The organism is Chromobacterium aquaticum (assembly GCF_021129195.1).
Lineage (GTDB): Bacteria > Pseudomonadota > Gammaproteobacteria > Burkholderiales > Chromobacteriaceae > Chromobacterium > Chromobacterium aquaticum.
In genome coordinates this window covers 1-16,096 of the sequence record NZ_JAJOHW010000040.1, presented here as the reverse complement: position 1 = coordinate 16,096, position 16,096 = coordinate 1, and the positions used below count along the sequence as shown (strand labels likewise).

Annotated in this window: 15 protein-coding genes; 11 read left to right on the top strand and 4 right to left on the bottom strand. The window is 63.8% G+C overall.

The annotated features are described in order from the left end of the window. Positions 1-75 precede the first annotated feature (75 nt). The gene (locus tag LQT98_RS07185; RefSeq protein WP_048411658.1) at positions 76-1,497 is read right to left on the bottom strand and encodes an aminotransferase-like domain-containing protein; all 1,422 of its coding nucleotides are present in this window, start codon (positions 1,495-1,497) and stop codon (positions 76-78) included. A 207-nt stretch (positions 1,498-1,704) separates the two neighbouring features. Between LQT98_RS07185 and LQT98_RS07180 the strand changes: the two genes are divergently transcribed. Beyond that, on the top strand, positions 1,705-2,334 hold the full coding sequence (locus LQT98_RS07180; protein ID WP_048411657.1) for a LysE family translocator: 630 nt from the start codon (positions 1,705-1,707) through the stop codon (positions 2,332-2,334). A 150-nt stretch (positions 2,335-2,484) separates the two neighbouring features. Beyond that, entirely contained in the window at positions 2,485-3,117 is a 633-nt protein-coding gene (locus tag LQT98_RS07175) for a class I SAM-dependent methyltransferase (protein WP_231461676.1), read from the top strand. A 19-nt stretch (positions 3,118-3,136) separates the two neighbouring features. Here LQT98_RS07175 and LQT98_RS07170 read toward each other — a convergent pair whose 3' ends face one another. Both LQT98_RS07170 and aroA read right to left on the bottom strand, forming a co-directional pair. Beyond that, a complete protein-coding gene (locus LQT98_RS07170) occupies positions 3,137-3,568 on the bottom strand; it encodes a pyrophosphohydrolase domain-containing protein (RefSeq protein WP_231461675.1) in 432 nt (143 codons plus the stop codon). 117 nt (positions 3,569-3,685) lie between these two features. Then, positions 3,686-4,978, bottom strand: a complete 1,293-nt coding sequence (gene aroA / locus LQT98_RS07165) for a 3-phosphoshikimate 1-carboxyvinyltransferase (RefSeq protein ID WP_231461674.1) — start codon at positions 4,976-4,978, stop codon at positions 3,686-3,688. Positions 4,979-5,194: 216 nt separating this feature from the next. Between aroA and cmk the strand changes: the two genes are divergently transcribed. From cmk to LQT98_RS07130, 6 genes are all read left to right on the top strand, one after another. Further along, positions 5,195-5,863 carry a (d)CMP kinase gene (cmk, locus tag LQT98_RS07160; RefSeq protein WP_231461672.1) on the top strand — a complete coding sequence of 223 codons (669 nt, stop codon included), beginning with the start codon at positions 5,195-5,197 and terminating at the stop codon, positions 5,861-5,863. 92 nt (positions 5,864-5,955) lie between these two features. Further along, positions 5,956-7,647: a 30S ribosomal protein S1 gene (rpsA, locus tag LQT98_RS07155; RefSeq protein WP_156183983.1), complete on the top strand. Its 1,692-nt coding sequence runs from the start codon at positions 5,956-5,958 to the stop codon at positions 7,645-7,647. A 7-nt stretch (positions 7,648-7,654) separates the two neighbouring features. Beyond that, positions 7,655-7,969: an integration host factor subunit beta gene (locus LQT98_RS07150; protein ID WP_048411652.1), complete on the top strand. Its 315-nt coding sequence runs from the start codon at positions 7,655-7,657 to the stop codon at positions 7,967-7,969. A gap of 134 nt (positions 7,970-8,103) precedes the next feature. Further along, complete coding sequence (locus LQT98_RS07145; RefSeq protein WP_231461671.1) at positions 8,104-8,397, top strand: LapA family protein; 294 nt, start codon at positions 8,104-8,106, stop codon at positions 8,395-8,397. 152 nt (positions 8,398-8,549) lie between these two features. Then, positions 8,550-9,710: a lipopolysaccharide assembly protein LapB gene (lapB, locus tag LQT98_RS07140; RefSeq protein WP_231461670.1), complete on the top strand. Its 1,161-nt coding sequence runs from the start codon at positions 8,550-8,552 to the stop codon at positions 9,708-9,710. A 538-nt stretch (positions 9,711-10,248) separates the two neighbouring features. After that, positions 10,249-12,630 carry a glycosyl hydrolase family 18 protein gene (locus LQT98_RS07130; RefSeq protein WP_331282529.1) on the top strand — a complete coding sequence of 794 codons (2,382 nt, stop codon included), beginning with the start codon at positions 10,249-10,251 and terminating at the stop codon, positions 12,628-12,630. An 8-nt stretch (positions 12,631-12,638) separates the two neighbouring features. Here LQT98_RS07130 and LQT98_RS07125 read toward each other — a convergent pair whose 3' ends face one another. Beyond that, a complete protein-coding gene (locus tag LQT98_RS07125) occupies positions 12,639-12,944 on the bottom strand; it encodes a hypothetical protein (RefSeq protein WP_231461669.1) in 306 nt (101 codons plus the stop codon). Positions 12,945-12,961: 17 nt separating this feature from the next. Between LQT98_RS07125 and sgrR the strand changes: the two genes are divergently transcribed. The 3 genes from sgrR to LQT98_RS07110 form a co-directional block, all read left to right on the top strand. Continuing rightward, positions 12,962-14,644: an HTH-type transcriptional regulator SgrR gene (gene sgrR / locus LQT98_RS07120; RefSeq protein WP_231461668.1), complete on the top strand. Its 1,683-nt coding sequence runs from the start codon at positions 12,962-12,964 to the stop codon at positions 14,642-14,644. A gap of 373 nt (positions 14,645-15,017) precedes the next feature. Then, on the top strand, positions 15,018-15,554 hold the full coding sequence (locus tag LQT98_RS07115; RefSeq protein WP_231461667.1) for a MarR family winged helix-turn-helix transcriptional regulator: 537 nt from the start codon (positions 15,018-15,020) through the stop codon (positions 15,552-15,554). Then, on the top strand, positions 15,551-16,096 hold a 546-nt coding region (locus LQT98_RS07110), incomplete at its 3' end, for an MFS transporter (RefSeq protein WP_231461666.1). The genes LQT98_RS07115 and LQT98_RS07110, both read left to right, overlap by 4 nt.

The following is a 16,096-nucleotide window of genomic DNA, read 5'->3' as shown; positions in this document are numbered from 1 at the left end:
GCCGTCGTCGGCTCCGTCTTCCTCGCGCGCCGCGGTGCGCGCCCAGCCGCGCGGCAACGGCCGCCCGGCCTGATTTCAGTCGGCCATCTCTCCCGCCAATTCCCCAACGCGCCGCAAGGCGCGTTCGTACGCCGGGTTCCACGGATAGCAGCAGGACAGCCGCACGCAGTTGCGGTAGCGGCCCTTGGCCGAGTACAGCGCGCCGGGCGCCACGGTGATGCGCTCGGCCAGCGCGGCCTGGAACAGCTCCATGGTGTCCACGCCGCTGGGTAGCTCCACCCACAGCAGGCAGCCGCCGGACGGCGAGGTGGCGCGCGTCTGCGCCGGGAAGCAACTGGCGACGGTGCCGCGCAACCGTTCCATCTGGCTCATGAAGTGGCGGCGTATCAGCCGCAGGTGATGATCGTAGCCGCCGGTTTCCAGGTATTCCGCCAGCGTTTCCTCCAATAGCCGCGGCTGGGCCAGCGAACTGGCGAACTTCAGCCGCGTCACTTCGCGCAGAAAACGCCCCGGCGCGATCCAGCCGATGCGGAAGCCCGGCGCCAGCGTCTTGCTGTAGCTGGAGCACAGCAGCACCCAGCCGTCGCGGTCGTAGGCCTTGACCGCGTCCGGGGTGGCGCCGTCGTAGTGCAGATCGGCATGCGGCACGTCCTCGATCAGCGGCACCTGGTATTCATTGACCAAGGCCGCCAGCCGCTGCTTGGCCTCGGCCGGCATGGTGCAGCCCAGCGGATTGTGCACCGTGGGCATGGCGACGATGGCGTTGAGCCGCTTTTCCGACAGCAATAGTTCCAGCGCGTCCAGCGACAGGCCGTTGGCCGGGTGGGTGGGAATCTCGATCACGCTCAGGCCCAGGTTCTTCAAGGTGGGCAGCAGCGCGAAATAAGTGGGCGACTCCAGTCCCACGGTGTCGCCCGGCTTGCAGCAGGCGCGCAAGGCCAGTTGCAGCGCCTCGGTGCAGCCATTGGTGATCACCAGGTCCTCGGCCGCCAGCACGCAGCCCCAACTGACCGCGCGCTGGGCGATCTGGCGGCGCAGCCGTTCCGAGCCGGGCGGGAACGGATAATCGGTGGTCAGTTCCGGATGCTGGCGCAGCAGCCGCCCCATGATGTGCTTGAAGCGGGTGGTGGGGTAGAAATCGCTGCCGCGCGGGCTGGCCAGCGACAGGTCGATGTAGTCGGCGCGGGTCTGCGCCGTCATCACCGCCTCGATCTGGTCCACCACTTCGCCGGTGTGATGGGCGGCGCTTTGCCGGCGCATGCGCGGCAAGGGCAGGGTGGCGGCGGATTTGACGTAGAAGCCGGACTGCGGCCGCGCTTCTATCAGGCCGCGGTCTTCCAGCGTGCGATAAGTCATCAGGATGGTGGACGGGCTGACCTTGTGCATTTCGCAGGCCTTGCGCACCGAGGGCAGCCGTTCGCCGGGCTGCACCACCCCGGTCTGGATCAGGGTGATCCATTCGTTCACCAGTTGCTGATACAGGGGTTCATCGCTCATGCCCGGGCCTCGCTCACAGAATTTGTCGCTTCCATCGGTACAGTTTCCTTGGAAAATGACCGTAACAGTTTGTCGATTGTAAAACTGTTATGGTTCCAATTCAATTTTTCTGAATCTGTATTCGTCACTGCCGCGGCGTTATCATTTCCGCCATTGGAAACCAAGGCGTCCGGATCCTTCCGGCGTCTGCAATGGGCTGGAACGGTAATGAATTTTGTTGCATTGGTGACTTATTTGCTGGTGATGTCGATCACGCCGGGGCCGAACAATCTGGTGCTGGCGTCTTCCGGGGTCAATCACGGGTTTTCGCGCACGGTGCCATCGCTACTCGGCATGTCGCTGGGCTTGTCGGTTCAGGTGGGGCTGCTGACCGTGTTCCTGGGCGGGCTGATGTCGGTGATCGCCTCGGTGCAGGTCTACCTGGCGGTGGCCGGTTGCCTGTATCTGCTGTGGCTGTCCTGGGGCATGGCGCGCTCGGCGCCGGCCGCGGGCGAATCCGGCGGCGCGCCGATGGGGTTTTGGGGCGGGGTGTTGTTCAACTGGCTCAACCCGAAGGTCTGGTTGATGGGCTTCAATATCGCGATGGTGTTTCTGCCGGCCAAGATGAACGCCTGGCATGCCGGCCTGCTGTTCGCCGCGCTGACCTTCGTCATCGGCCTGCCGTGCATCGCCTTGTGGGCGGGCTCCGGGGTGGCCGCGCGCCGCTTGCTGGCGTCGCCGCGCCGGCTGCGGGCATTCAATTGCGGCATGGCGGCGATGCTGGCGCTGACCGCGGTCTGGCTGTTGCTGGAAATGCTGCCGGCGCAGTCGATGCAGGCCTTGCCGCAAATGATTTGATGAATAGCTGAATCGATTGTGATGTCCTTGCGATGCTCATCGCCTATTCTGTCCAAAAGGATGGGTGGCCTATCGGCCAGGTAATCCGGACGAAGGGTCCGGGCCGAGATGGGCCGGTCAGGCGCAAAGCCGATATCGGGGGCATCATCAATGACAGCAGCGGGATTCGACGGCGTGTACCGTTCGAGCACGTCGTTCTACGGGGATCAACCATCGCCGTCTCTGGTCCAGTATCTGGACAAATATCATGTATCGGCCGGCGGCGCCGGCCTGGATTTGGGCTGCGGCCAGGGGCGCAACGCCTTGTTCCTGGCGCGGCTGGGCTTTGCGATGACGGCGGTGGATGGCTCGTCCGAGGCGATTGCGCGCCTGGGCGAAACGGCGGACGAACGCCGCCTGAACGTGGCCGGCAAGGTGGCGGACCTGGCCGGTTTGCAACTGGATGCGGAGCATTACCGGCTGATCGTCGCCAACACCTCGCTTGACCATCTGGACGCGGCCGCCGGGGCGGCGCTGGCGCGGCGGATGGAGGAGGCGCTGGAGCCGGGCGGTTATCTGTTCGTGTCGGTATTCATGGTCAACGATCCCGGCTGCGATGCCCAGGGCCGGGGGGCGAGCGAGACGGCGTCCTATGTCCGGCACTACTATCAGCCGGACGAATTGCGCCGTCAGTTCGCCGCGCTGACGCTATTGGCCTATCAGGAGGAGTTCGCGCTGGATGTCGGCCATGGCCAGCCGCATTATCACGGCATCGCCCGATTGTTTGCGCGGCGCGATCATTGAGCGCGCGGCGTAGCCGAGATTAAATGGGGTCTTGGGATTCCCGCGCCCGGCGTATCACCCCCTCCTTGTCGGCCGGCCGCCAGCCGGCCGGCTTCAGCACCTTGCCGTCCTCGCGGCGCACAATCTTGCCGTCCACGCATTTGCGCATATTGGCGGCGTGGATTTCGCGCGCCATCTCCTCCAGCGGCAGACCTTGCGACATCAGCAGTCCGCTGAGCACATTGAGCACGTCCACGCCTTCGGCCAGCAGTTCCGCCATCCGTCGCGCGCGTTCCGCCTCGTCGCCGTCCTGGCGTTTATAGTCGGCCAGCGCGTGCTGGAATTCGGCCAGTTCTTCCTCCAGCATGGTTTCCCACATTGCCAGCTGCTGCGGCTGCCATTGCGGCCGCGCCGGGCTGGGGATGTCGAACTGCTGCATGAATTGGCGGCGCAAGGCAAAGAAATTTTCCATGATGTAGATTTTTTTGTTTTTAATAATCTATATATTGTGTTTTATTGCGGTGCTAGGCGCAAGGCTTGGCCAAGAAAAAACCCCGCCGGAGCGGGGTTGTCGAGCGGGGTGGCTGGCTCAGGCCTGCGCTTGCAGCGCCGCCAGCGCGTCGAAATAATCGGGGAAGGTCTTGGCCACGCACTTGGGGTCGTTGATGGTGACCGGCGCGCCCAGCAGCGAGACCAGGGAGAAGCACATCGCCATGCGGTGATCGTCATAGGTGTCGATTTCGGCATCGGGGGTCAGCGCCGACGGCGGGGTGATGCGGATATAGTCCTGGCCTTCTTCCACCACGGCGCCGACCTTGCGCAGCTCCGCGGCCATCGCGCTCAGGCGGTCGGTTTCCTTGACGCGCCAGCTTTCGATATTGCGCAGCGTGCTGGTGCCGTCGGCGGCCAGCGCCGCCACCGCCAGGGTCATCGCCGCGTCCGGGATGTGGTTGAAGTCGGCGTCTATCGCCTTGAGCGGGAGCGTGGCGCTGGCTTCTATCCAATTGGGGCCCATGCGGACTTCGGCGCCCATCAGCCGCAGCGCGTCGGCGAATTTGACATCGCCCTGGATGCTGTCCGCGCCCACGCCTTCCACCCGAACCGGGCCGCCGGCCAGCGCGCCGGCGGCGAGGAAATAGGACGCGCTGGAAGCGTCGCCTTCCACGTGCACTTCGCCCGGGGAGATATAGCTCTGGCCGCCGGGGATGGTGAAGCGCCGCCAGCCGTCGCGTTCAACCCGCACCCCGAAGCGCGCCATCAGGTTGAGGGTGATTTCGATATAAGGCTTGGAGATCAGCTCGCCGCTGACTTCGATGACCGCGGTTTCGCCGGTCAGCGGCAGCGCCATCAAGAGGGCGGTGAGGAACTGGCTGGACACATTGCCCTTCACCGGAATGGGGCGGCCGGCTTCCAGTTGCGCCGGCATGATGGTCAGCGGCGGGAAGCCGGTATTGCCCTGGTACTGGATTTGCGCGCCGGCCACGCGCAGCGCGTCCACCAGATCGCCGATCGGACGTTCGTGCATGCGCGGCACGCCGCTGAGCTGGTAATGGCCCTGCATCAGCGCGAGAGCGGCGGTCAGCGGGCGGAAGGCGGTGCCGGCATTGCCCAGGAACAGGTCGGCGTTCTTGACCGGGAATTCACCGCCGACGCCTTGCACGCGGAAGTCGCGGCTGTCGCCGATCTGCTCGATCTCCACGCCCAGCAGCTTCAGCGCCGCCAGCATGTGGCGGATGTCGTCCGAATCCAGCAGCTCGCGCACCAGGGTGCTGCCATTGCCCAGCGCGGCCAGCAGCAAGGTGCGGTTGGAGATGCTTTTCGAGCCGGGCAGCTTGATGGCGCCGGATAGATGGCGGACGGGGGCGAGATGCAGTTGTTCCATGGCGGTTCTGAGTCTTGTGTGCTTGATTGGCGGATGGCGCCGCGGCGCCCGTCGGACAATGTAACCGCCATCGCCGCATTTGCGCAAACCCGGCGCCGGGTTTCGCCGCGCGGAGAATCTTGCTGTGCCGGCCGGCGGCTTGCGATAAAATCGCCGGTTTGGCCGGCAGCCCGCATGTGGCGGCCAGCGCGAATTTTTGCAAGGATTTATCAGCACATGACCGCACCTGTCATCGCCATCGACGGCCCGTCCGCCTCCGGCAAGGGCACTGTCGCCGCCCTGGTCGCCGCGCGGCTGGGTTTTCATTATCTGGATTCGGGCTCGCTCTACCGGCTGCTGGCGCTGTTCGCGCAGCGCCGCGATATCGCTTGGGACGACGAGGCGGAGTTGGCCGCCGCCGCCGCCGGCCTGCCGGTGGAATTCGCCGATGGCGCGGTGTGGCTGGCCGGCGAGGACGCCAGCGCGGCGATCCGGGCCGAGGAGATCGGCATCGGCGCGTCCAAGGTGGGCGCGCTGCCGGCGGTGCGCGCGGCGCTGTTGCAGCGGCAGCGCGATTTTTGCCGGGCGCCGGGCCTGGTGACCGATGGCCGCGACATGGGTTCGGTGGTGTTTCCCGCCGCGGCCTTGAAGGTGTTTTTGACCGCCAGCGCGGAGGAGCGCGCGGAGCGTCGCTATAAGCAGTTGATCGGCAAGGGAGATTCTGCTAATCTCCCACAGATTCTGCAGGGCATTATCGATCGGGACGCGCGCGATGCCGCCCGGACGGTAGCGCCGCTGCGCCAGGAGCCGGACGCCTTTTTGCTCGATACCACGGAGCTGACCATAGACCAGGCGGTCGCACAGGTCCTACGCTGGTTCGAGGAAAGACAGGTCTCCGGCCTATGATTTTTTTGTCGGGTGAAAATGCTGCAAAGCAATAAACCCCTTGTGCAACCCTAACCCCGCACGCCGCAAGGCGCGCACCGAGAGTACGCTTGATGACTACCCTCTCCATGGAAAACTTCGCTCAGCTGTTTGAAGAGAGCCTGACCCTTCACGACATGCGCGTGGGCGAGGTGATCACTGCCGAAGTCGTAGCAGTTGATTCCAACTTTGTTACCGTAAACGCCGGCCTCAAGTCCGAGTCCCTGATCCCGGCCGAAGAATTCAAGAACGACCAAGGCGTGGTCGAAGTTGCCATCGGCGACTTCGTGACCGTAGCCATCGACGCGCTGGAAAACGGCTTTGGCGAGACCAAGCTGTCCCGCGAAAAAGCCAAGCGCCTGGCCGCTTGGGTTGAGCTGGAAGAAGCGCTGGAAACCGGCAAGATCCTGTCCGGTCTGATCAGCGGCAAAGTGAAGGGCGGCCTGACCGTTATGGTCAACGGCATTCGCGCCTTCCTGCCGGGTTCCCTGGTTGACGTGCGTCCGGTGAAAGACACCACCCCGTACGAAAACAAGCAGATCGAATTCAAGGTCATCAAGCTGGATCGCAAGCGCAACAACGTAGTTGTGTCCCGTCGTTCCGTGCTGGAAGAAACCCTGGGCGAAGAGCGCAAAGCTCTGCTGGAAACCCTGAAAGAGGGCGCCATCATCAAGGGTATCGTCAAGAACATCACCGACTACGGTGCGTTCGTTGACCTGGGTGGCATCGATGGCCTGCTGCACATCACCGACCTGGCATGGCGCCGCGTGAAGCACCCGTCCGAAGTTCTGGCCGTGGGCGACGAAGTGGAAGCCAAGGTACTGAAGTTCGACCAAGAGAAGAACCGCGTATCCCTGGGTCTGAAGCAACTGGGCGAAGATCCGTGGGTGGGCCTGTCCCGCCGCTACCCGTCCGGCACCCGTCTGTTCGGCAAGGTGACCAACCTGACCGACTACGGCGCGTTCGTGGAAATCGAACAGGGCATCGAAGGCCTGGTGCACGTGTCCGAAATGGACTGGACCAACAAGAACGTACACCCGTCCAAGGTTGTTCAGGTTGGCGACGAAGTGGAAGTCATGATCCTGGAAATCGACGAAGACCGTCGTCGTATCTCCCTGGGCATGAAGCAGTGCCTGGCCAACCCGTGGAACGAGTTTGCCGACAACTTCCACAAAGGCGACAAGCTGAAGGGCGCGATCAAGTCCATCACCGACTTCGGCGTGTTCGTTGGCCTGCCGGGCGGCATCGACGGCCTGGTTCACCTGTCCGACCTGTCCTGGAACGAAGCTGGCGAAGAAGCCGTGCGCAAGTTCAAGAAGGGCGACGAGGTTGAAGCCGTTGTTCTGTCCATCGACGTTGAGAAAGAGCGCATCTCCCTCGGCATCAAGCAGATGGAAGGCGATCCGTTCAACAACTTCGTTGCAATGAACGACAAGGGCGCCCTGGTTAAGGGTACCGTGAAGTCCGTTGACGCCAAGGGCGCCGTTGTGGCCCTGGACACCGATGTTGAAGGTTACCTGCGCGCTTCCGAACTGTCCCGCGACCGCGTGGAAGACGCTCGTTCCGTGTTGAAGGACGGCGAAGAAGTCGAAGCCGTGATCATCGCCGTGGACCGCAAGTCCCGCAACATCAGCCTGTCCATCAAGGCTAAAGACGCTCAGGAAGACAACGTTGCTCTGAAGAGCCTGTCCGTAGACAGCGCTTCCGCTGGCACCACCAACCTGGGTGCCCTGCTGAAGGCAAAACTGTCCGGCTCTAACGAGTAATTGAGACATGACCAAATCTGAGCTGATCGCTAGGCTGTCGGAACGACTTGCCGAGCGCAATTCTCAGTTGGTCTACAAAGACGCTGAATTGGCCGTCAAAACCATTTTGGATGCGATGGCCAATAACCTGGCGCAAGGGAATCGGATTGAAATCCGCGGTTTCGGCAGTTTTGATTTGAACTACCGTCCGCCGCGGATTGGCCGCAACCCCAAGTCGGGCACCAGCGTCTCGGTTCCTGAGAAATATGTGCCGCATTTCAAGGCTGGCAAGGAATTGCGCGAACGCGTCGACCTGTCCCTGATGGAGCAGAGCGAGGCCTGAGCGTCAATCTCCGGCTTAGCGAATCCGAAGCGCCGCTTTTGCGGCGCTTTTTCTTTGCGTCGCGGAAATTCCAGCTTGGGTTGCGCCGGGCTATCGTTTAAACTTGCACTCCGGCAAACAAATCGAGCGAGATCATGCGTTACCTGCTTCGTATCGTTGAATTGGCCCTGTTGGTATTCCTGATCGCGGTCACCGTGCAAAATAGCCACGCCGTCGAATTCAAACTGTTCTTCGGCGAGTCCTGGTCCGCGCCGTTGATCGTGTTTCTGCTGTTGTTCTTCGTCGCCGGCGCGCTGGTGGGCCTGTTGGCCACGCTGGGCTATTATCTGCGCAGCCGGAAAGAGCTTTCCCAATTGAAAAAAGAATTGCGCAACAGGCCTCCCGCCAGCAAGGTGATCAGCGATCCCAGCGACGCGATCGCGGACTGAGGAGGCCGGCGAGAGCGGCTGACAAAACCGGGTCTTGAAGCCCGCGTCGCCCGATGGGGCGCGCCGGGCGTTCGGGCGGCCGGGTTTTATCAGCCGTTCTTTTGTGATGCCGCTAGCAGCGGCTGTTGTTGTTTGTCCGGAAAGGATTGCTGTTGGAACTGGATTTGTGGTGGTTGCTATTGTTTCCGGCCTTTTTTGGCCTGGGTTGGTTTGCCGCGCGCGTGGACATGCGCACCGTGCTGAAACAGGCCAAGGCGGTGCCCACCGGCTTTTTCCGCGGCCTGGACGCCTTGGTGGAAGACAAGACCGACGTCGCCGCCTCGGCCTTGGCCGAAGTGGCGCGCCAGCAGGGCTCGGCGCTGGAATTGCAGCACACCTTGGGCAAGCTGTACCGCAAGCGCGGCGAGAACGACCGCGCCATCCGTCTGCATCAGCGCATGCTGGACGCGCCGGACCTGCCGGCCGAGCACCGCGACGCGGTGCGTTTCGAATTGGCCCAGGATTTTCGCAAGGCTGGTCTGGTGGACCGGGCCGAGGAAATTCTGCTCAAGCTGCAGGACGGCAATATGGGCCTGGCGGCGCGGCGCCAGTTGCTGGACATCTATCAGCAAGACCGCGACTGGAACAAGGCCATCGCCACCGCCAAGGAGTTGCGCAGCGACGCGCATTCCTTCCAGCACGAAGTGGCGCAGTTTTACTGCGAGCTGGCTCAGGGCGAGCTGTATAAATCCAATAGCGAGCAGGCGCGCCATTATGTGGGCGAGGCGTTTGCCGCCAACCGCAAATGCGTGCGCGCCAGCCTGATTCTCGGCGATATCGAATTCACCGAAGGTCGCATCGACGCGGCGATCGCCGCCTGGCAGAACATCGAAAAGCAGAACTACGAGTATCTATCGATGGCGGCCGAGCGCATGTTCGACGCTTACGAGCGCATGGACAAGCCGCTGGAAGGCATCGCGCTGCTGCGCGGCTACCAAAAAACCTTCCCGCAGCTGGAGTTGACCGATCTGCTGTACCAGAAGATCGCCACTTACGAGGGCGAGGAAAAGGCGCTGGAAGTGGCGCGCGAGGGCGTGCACGCGCGCCCCAGTCTGTCCGGCGTGTATCGGCTGATCGAGGCGCAGATGGACGAATTGAGCCCGGAAGGGCGGATGGACGCGGAAGTGGCGCGCGCGCTGGTGCTCAAGCACGCGCAGCGCCTGAGCGTGCATCGTTGCAAATGCTGCAACTTCCGCTCGCGCGCCTTTTTCTGGCATTGCCCGGCCTGCGGCGAGTGGGAGGGCTTCACCGCCAACCGCTCGGAATCGCAGTAACAAGACATGGCTTAAGATTAAGCAGCCGCCCTGAGAACCTGTTTACGATCTGCTGCGCGTCGGCGGGATGGATAGAAATGGGCGTTGAAACCAAGCTCAAAATGCTCATCTACCACTTGTACATTCCGCTTTTTCGCTCGTTTTCGCCTTGCCTCGCGCTAACTCGCGAGACTTTGAACCGATTCTGAGACGCTAAACGCTGACGCGCGCGCCACAATCGCGCGCCAAAGTCATTATTCACATCCCTCCGCAAGCCCTCGTTTGCTGCGCCGCACTAAGGCGGAGCACGATCCAGGCCACTCGGCCCACTGCGCCAGTTGCGGCGCGCATTCCAGATATTTCCTCTTCCGACCAAGGCCTCGTCACTAGCAGAGATCATGACAAACACACCTGAAAAAAAGAACAGGTGCGTCATTAGCATTTCTGTTCACATGCTTAAGTCCAATACCACTTACATACAACTTTAATACAACTTGAATACAAGTCGGCGCGCCGCGCCGGCCTTCCGCCCCGCCTTTTTCCAAGAAGGAGATGGACAGTGAGCAAAGCCCTACTGCTGCTGAAAACCGGCCTGGCCGGCACCGCCATGGCCGGCGCCGCCTTGCTGGTCGCCCAGCACGCCCCCACCGCCGCCAAGGCGTCGGCATCCGCCGCGCGCGACGGCCTGATCAAAACCGCGGCCGCCAGCTGCGCCGATCCGGCCTGGAGCGCCAGCTCGATCTACACCGGCGGCCAGCGCGTCAGCTACCAGGGCCAGACCTGGCAAGCCAAATGGTGGACCCAGGGCAATGCGCCCGCCGCCAACGACGCCAGTCCGTGGAAATTGATAGGCCAGTGCGACGGCGGCGGCGGCAACCCGAGCGATCCGCCGCTGGTGCAAGTGCCGCCGCCCACCGGCAACGCGCTGTGCCAGCCGGAAGGCCTGGCGCGCACCGACGGCGTCGACGTGCCCTATTGCGCGGTCTATCAGAAAGGCGGCGCCGAGCAGCTGGCCAATGGCAGCCGCAAGCGGCTGATCGGCTATTTCACCAGCTGGCGCACCGGCAAGAACGGCCAGCCGGCCTATCTCGCCAGCGACATCCCCTGGGGCAAGCTCACCCACATCAACTACGCCTTCGCCCATGTCGACGGCAACAACCGGCTGTCCGTCGGCGAGAACAACCCCGGCAACCCTGCCACCGACATGAGCTGGCCCGGCGTGCCCGGCGCGGAAATGGACGCCAGCCTGCCCTATAAGGGCCATTTCAACCTGCTGACCCAGTACAAGCGCAAATACCCGGGCGTCAAGACCCTGGTCTCGGTGGGCGGCTGGGCCGAAACCGGCGGCTACTTCGACGCCGACGGCAAGCGCGTCAACAGCGGCGGCTTCTACAGCATGACCATCAACGCCGACGGCAGCGTCAACCAGGCCGGCATCAACGCCTTCGCCGATTCCGCCGTCGCCTTCCTGCGCAAATACGGCTTCGACGGCGTGGACATCGACTTCGAGTACCCGACCTCGATGAACGACGCCGGCAATCCGCTGGACTGGACGGTGGCCAACGCCCGCCGCGGCGCGCTGAACAAGGGCTTCAACGTGCTGGCGCAAACGCTGCGCGATCGCCTGGACCGCGCCGCCGCCCAGGACGGCCGCTACTACCAGCTGACCGCCGCGGTGCCGGCCTCCGGCTACCTGCTGCGCGGCATGGAAGCCTTCCGCAGCCTGCGCTACTTCGACTTCGTCAATGTGATGTCCTATGACCTGCACGGCGCCTGGAACGAATTCGTCGGCCCCAACGCCGCGCTCTACGACGACGGCAAGGACGCCGAGCTGGCGCGCTGGAGCGTGTACACCACCGCGCAATACGGCGGCATCGGCTATCTGAACACCGATTGGTCCTATCACTACTACCGCGGCGGCCTGCCGGCGGCGCGCGTCAATATCGGCGTGCCCTACTACACCCGCGGCTGGAAAAACGTCAACGGCGGCAGCAACGGCCTGTGGGGCACTTCGGTGGGCGGCAACTGCCCGACCGGCCTGAAAACCTGCGGCGACGGCGCGGTGGGCATAGACAATCTGTGGCACGACCTGGACGAACAGGGCCGTGAAGTGGGCGCCGGCTCCAACCCGATGTGGCATGCCAAGAACCTGGAGAAGAACCAGGCCGGCAGCTATCTGTCCGCCTATCTGGACCCGAGCAAGCCGGAAAACCAGCTCAACGGCAGCTACCAGCGCTTCTACAACGACACCCTGACCGCGCCGTGGCTGTGGAACGCCGGCAAGAAGGTGTTCCTGTCCACCGAGGATGAGCAGTCCATCGCCAAGAAAGCCGCCTGGGTCGACGCCAACAACGTCGGCGGCGTGATGTTCTGGGAACTGGCCGGCGACTACGACTGGAAACAGGACCGCAACGGCGGCAAGGGCGAGTACTTCATCGGCACCACGCTGACCAGCCTGCTGTACAACGCCTTCAGCAAGCCGGCCACCGTCAGCGTCAAGCCCGCCGCCGCCGCTCCGGCCGCCACCGCCGCCATCGACGTAGGCTTCTCGCTGGATGGTTTCGCGCTGGGCGACAGCAATTATCCGATCAACCCCAAGCTGACCATCACCAACCGCTCCGGCAGCAGCCTGCCCGGCGGCACCGAGTTCCAGTTCGACGTGCCCACTTCGGCGCCGTCCAACTTCGCCGACCAGTCCGGCTTCGGGCTCAAGGTGATCAGCGTCGGCCATAGCGGCAACAATATCGGCGGCCTGAAGGGCGATGCCCATCGCGTCTCGGTCAAGCTGCCGTCATGGCAGTCGCTGGTGCCGGGCCAGAGCGTCAGCCTGGCCGTGGTCTACTACCTGCCGATTTCCGGCCCGCGCAATTTCAGCGTGACTTTGGGAGGCAAGACTTACGCCATTCGCGAGGAGGCGCCCTACCTGCCTTACCTGCGCTGAGAACCGCTTCAATGTCTGGCGCTGGCTCGCCAGACATTGAACGGATGCTGAATTCCCTCGTTCTCCTCAGTACCTTCCAAGCCGGGTTCGCCCGGCTTTTTTTCTGCGCCGCCATCCGTCGGCGGCTGCCATTGCATCAGCTCGTTCAAGCTGTCCAGCGCCGCCTGCGGCGTCAGGCCGAACACCGGCTTTTTGTCGTCGAGAAAGCGCTGGTAAAACAAGAAGATCGGATCGGTTTTCATCGCTGTGGACTCCCGCTGTGGATGCGAGTATTGTCGGCGCAATATGAGGCAATAAAAATTGCTGACTTTCAATCAGGAAACTTCCCCTTATGTCCGCGCGGCTCGCCCAGCAGTATCAGAAACTCCACCAACACTTCGCCGGCCAGGCCGAGGCGGTCTCGCTGCAGCAATTGGCCGACCTGCTGTTCTGCACCCGCCGCCACATGCGCAGCCTGCTGCAGCAGATGCAGGCGCAAGGCTGGATAGCGTGGCAGGCGCAAGCCGGCCGCGGCATGCGCTCGCGGTTGAGCTTTCTGCAAGCGCCGGAACAACTGCAGCGCGAGCGCGCCGCGCAATTGCTGGAACAGGGCCGGGTGGAACAGGCGGTGGACCTGCTGGGCGATGACCGCGACGAGTTGGCGCCCTTGCTGCTGGCGCGGCTGGGCAAGCGCTGGAACCAGAATCGCCAAGTGCTGGGCGTGCCCTATTACCGCCCGTTGCCCAATCTCTACCCCGGCACGCCGCTGCGCCGCTCCGAACGCCATCTGGTCGGTCAGATCTTCAACGGCCTGAGCCGGATAAATGAGGAAAAAGGGGAAGTGGAAGGTGATCTCGCCCACCACTGGAGCCAGCAGAGCCCGCTGGAATGGCATTTCCATCTGCGCCCGGCGGTGCGCTGGCACGATGGCGGCGAGCTCAGCGTCGCCGATGTCCAGGCCTCGCTGCTGCGCTTGCGCGCGCTGCCGCTGTTCTCCCATCTGGCCGCGGTGCGGCCCTTGTCGCCGCGCAGCCTGGCGCTGGAATTGAGCGAGCCCGACCAATGGCTGCCCTGGCTGCTGGCCGACAGCGCCGCGCTGATCCTGCCGGCCGACCACGCCGCGCGCGCCGACTTCGCCTCGCGCCCGGTGGGCACCGGCCCTTACCGCGTCGCCGCCAATACCCGGCACCAGCTGTGCCTGCAGGCCTTCGACGACTACTTCGGCTACCGCGCGCTGCTGGATCAGGTGGACATCTGGATGATGCCGGAGCTGGGCGAACAACTGGAGCACGGCAATGGCCAGGTTTGCAGCCTGGAAGTGCGCATCAATCCGCGCGAGCCCAGCATGCAGACCGAAATGGTGCTGGAATCCGGCGTCTATTTCCTGCTCGCCGACGGCCGCTCGCCGCGGCTGCACGATGCCGCGCTGCGCGATTGGCTGGCCCAGACGCTGGCGCCGCTGGCCGTGATCCAGGAAACCGCGCCGGCGGTGCGCCAATACTGGGCGCCGGCCGCCGGCCTGCTGCCCAATTGGCACCACGCCCAGCCGGCCCTGAACCAGCCACCGCCGGACGGCCTGCGCGCGCTGCGGCTGGCCTATTACGAACAGCACCCGGAATACCAACTGATCGCAGCCGCGATGGCGCGCTGCCTGCGGCCCCATGGCGTGGAGCTGGAATGCCGCGCGCTGCCCTATGCCGACTGGGAGCAAGGCCATGGAGAGGCCGATCTGTGGCTGGGCTCGGTCAACTTCGCCACCCGGCCGGAATACTCGGTGGCCGCCTGGGTGCTGGGCACCCCGCTGCTGCGCCGCTGCCTGGAGCCGGCGCTGCCGCTGACTCAGTGGCAGCAAGGCTGGCGCCAGGGCCTGTTCCGCGCGCAGGACCTGTCCGCCGCCGTGGTCCAGCAGCGCTGGATGCTGCCGCTGTTCCACAACTGGCTGCGGCTGCAAGGTCCGGCCCAGATGCAAGGCGTGCGCCTCAACAGCCTGGGCTGGTTCGATTTCAAGTCCGCCTGGTTGCAGGCGGACGGCTGAGAACCCGTTTAAAATCTGCTGCGCTGAGTGAAATGTGACACGGTGAAAGCCACTTCAGAATGCTCATGCGCCACCGGCGCACTCCGCTTTCTCAGCCGCAACGCCTTATCTCGCCCTAGCTCGCGAGATCGTAAACAGGCTCTTAGAACCTGTTCTAAAGTCTGCTGTGCTTCGGCGATACGGCGTTGAAAACAACTTCGAAATGCTCATGTACCGCTTGTACATTCCGCTTTCTCAGCCGTTTTCGCCTTGTCTCGCTCTTGCTCGCGAGACTTTGAACAGGTTCTTAGATTCCGCTCATATATTTTTATATAAAGATACTTTATGTGAAACATCTTCCCAGGAATACATATCCATGACATAATCGCTCCCCATGGACAAAATCGACACCATCATTTCCCAGTGGCGGCGGGAGCGGCCCGACCTCGACAGCGCCAGCATAGGCGTCATCGGCCGGCTGGCGCGGCTGGTCACCCATGTGGAGCGCGCGCTGGCCGACAACTTCGCCCGCTTCGGGCTCAAGGATGGCGAATTCGACGTGCTGGCCACGCTGCGCCGCGCCGGCGCGCCCTACCAGCTATCGCCCACCATGCTGTACACCACGCTGCTGCTGACCTCAGGCGCGGTCAGCAAGCGGCTGGACCGGCTGGAGAGCGCCGGCTGGGTGGAACGTCACCCCGATCCCAACGACCGCCGCGGCATGCAGATCCGCCTGAGCCCGGCCGGACTGGAACTGATAGAGCGCGCGATGAGCGCCCACATCGCCACCCAGGAAGCCGCGCTGACCGCCTTGGCCGCGCCGCAACGCGAACAATTGGCCGCGCTGCTGAGCCAATGGCTGCAAAGCTTCCCCGGAGAAGCGCAGGCCTCCTCGTCACACACCGCCCCCACCGAAAGCCCAACCTCATGAAGCAAGACACCTCCGTTCAGCGCCCGCTATGGCTGGCGCTGTCCATCATCCTCGTCGGCCTGAACCTGCGCCCCGCCCTCGCCGCCATCGGTCCCTTGCTGGACCAGCTGCGCCACGCCACCGGCATGAGCTTCAGCGACGCCTCGCTGCTGACCACGCTGCCAGTGGCCACCATGGGCGCCGGCGCCTTCCTCGGCAGTTGGCTGGAGCGCCGCACCGGCGCGCGCCAGGGCGTGGTCATCGCCCTGCTACTGATTCTCTTGTCCAGCGCGCTGCGCTGGCTGCCGGCCAGCTTCGGCGCGCTGCTGGCCACCGCGCTGATGGCCGGCATCGGCATCGCGCTGGCCCAGGCGCTGATTCCCGGCTTCATCAAGCAGTATTTCCCGCACAAGGTTTCGGCGCTGATGGGCTTCTACATCACCGCCATCATGGGCGGCGCTTCCCTGGCCGCCGCCGGCGCGCCGTGGCTGGCCGCGCATAGCGCGCATTGGCAGAACGGGCTGGCCGTCTGGGCCGCGCTGGCGGCGCTGGCGCTGCCGTGC

What these genes read in the sequence shown, in the direction of transcription:
- LQT98_RS07185 (WP_048411658.1), bottom strand. Translation starts at nt 1,497, where the DNA reads ATGAGCGATGAACCCCTGTATCAGCAACTGGTGAACGAATGGATCACC.
- LQT98_RS07150 (WP_048411652.1), top strand. Translation starts at nt 7,655, where the DNA reads ATGACCAAATCTGAGCTGATCGCTAGGCTGTCGGAACGACTTGCCGAG.
- sgrR (WP_231461668.1), top strand. Translation starts at nt 12,962, where the DNA reads ATGTCCGCGCGGCTCGCCCAGCAGTATCAGAAACTCCACCAACACTTC.
- cmk (WP_231461672.1), top strand. Translation starts at nt 5,195, where the DNA reads ATGACCGCACCTGTCATCGCCATCGACGGCCCGTCCGCCTCCGGCAAG.
- LQT98_RS07170 (WP_231461675.1), bottom strand. Translation starts at nt 3,568, where the DNA reads ATGGAAAATTTCTTTGCCTTGCGCCGCCAATTCATGCAGCAGTTCGAC.
- rpsA (WP_156183983.1), top strand. Translation starts at nt 5,956, where the DNA reads ATGACTACCCTCTCCATGGAAAACTTCGCTCAGCTGTTTGAAGAGAGC.
- LQT98_RS07180 (WP_048411657.1), top strand. Translation starts at nt 1,705, where the DNA reads ATGAATTTTGTTGCATTGGTGACTTATTTGCTGGTGATGTCGATCACG.
- LQT98_RS07115 (WP_231461667.1), top strand. Translation starts at nt 15,018, where the DNA reads ATGGACAAAATCGACACCATCATTTCCCAGTGGCGGCGGGAGCGGCCC.
- LQT98_RS07145 (WP_231461671.1), top strand. Translation starts at nt 8,104, where the DNA reads ATGCGTTACCTGCTTCGTATCGTTGAATTGGCCCTGTTGGTATTCCTG.
- aroA (WP_231461674.1), bottom strand. Translation starts at nt 4,978, where the DNA reads ATGGAACAACTGCATCTCGCCCCCGTCCGCCATCTATCCGGCGCCATC.
- LQT98_RS07175 (WP_231461676.1), top strand. Translation starts at nt 2,485, where the DNA reads ATGACAGCAGCGGGATTCGACGGCGTGTACCGTTCGAGCACGTCGTTC.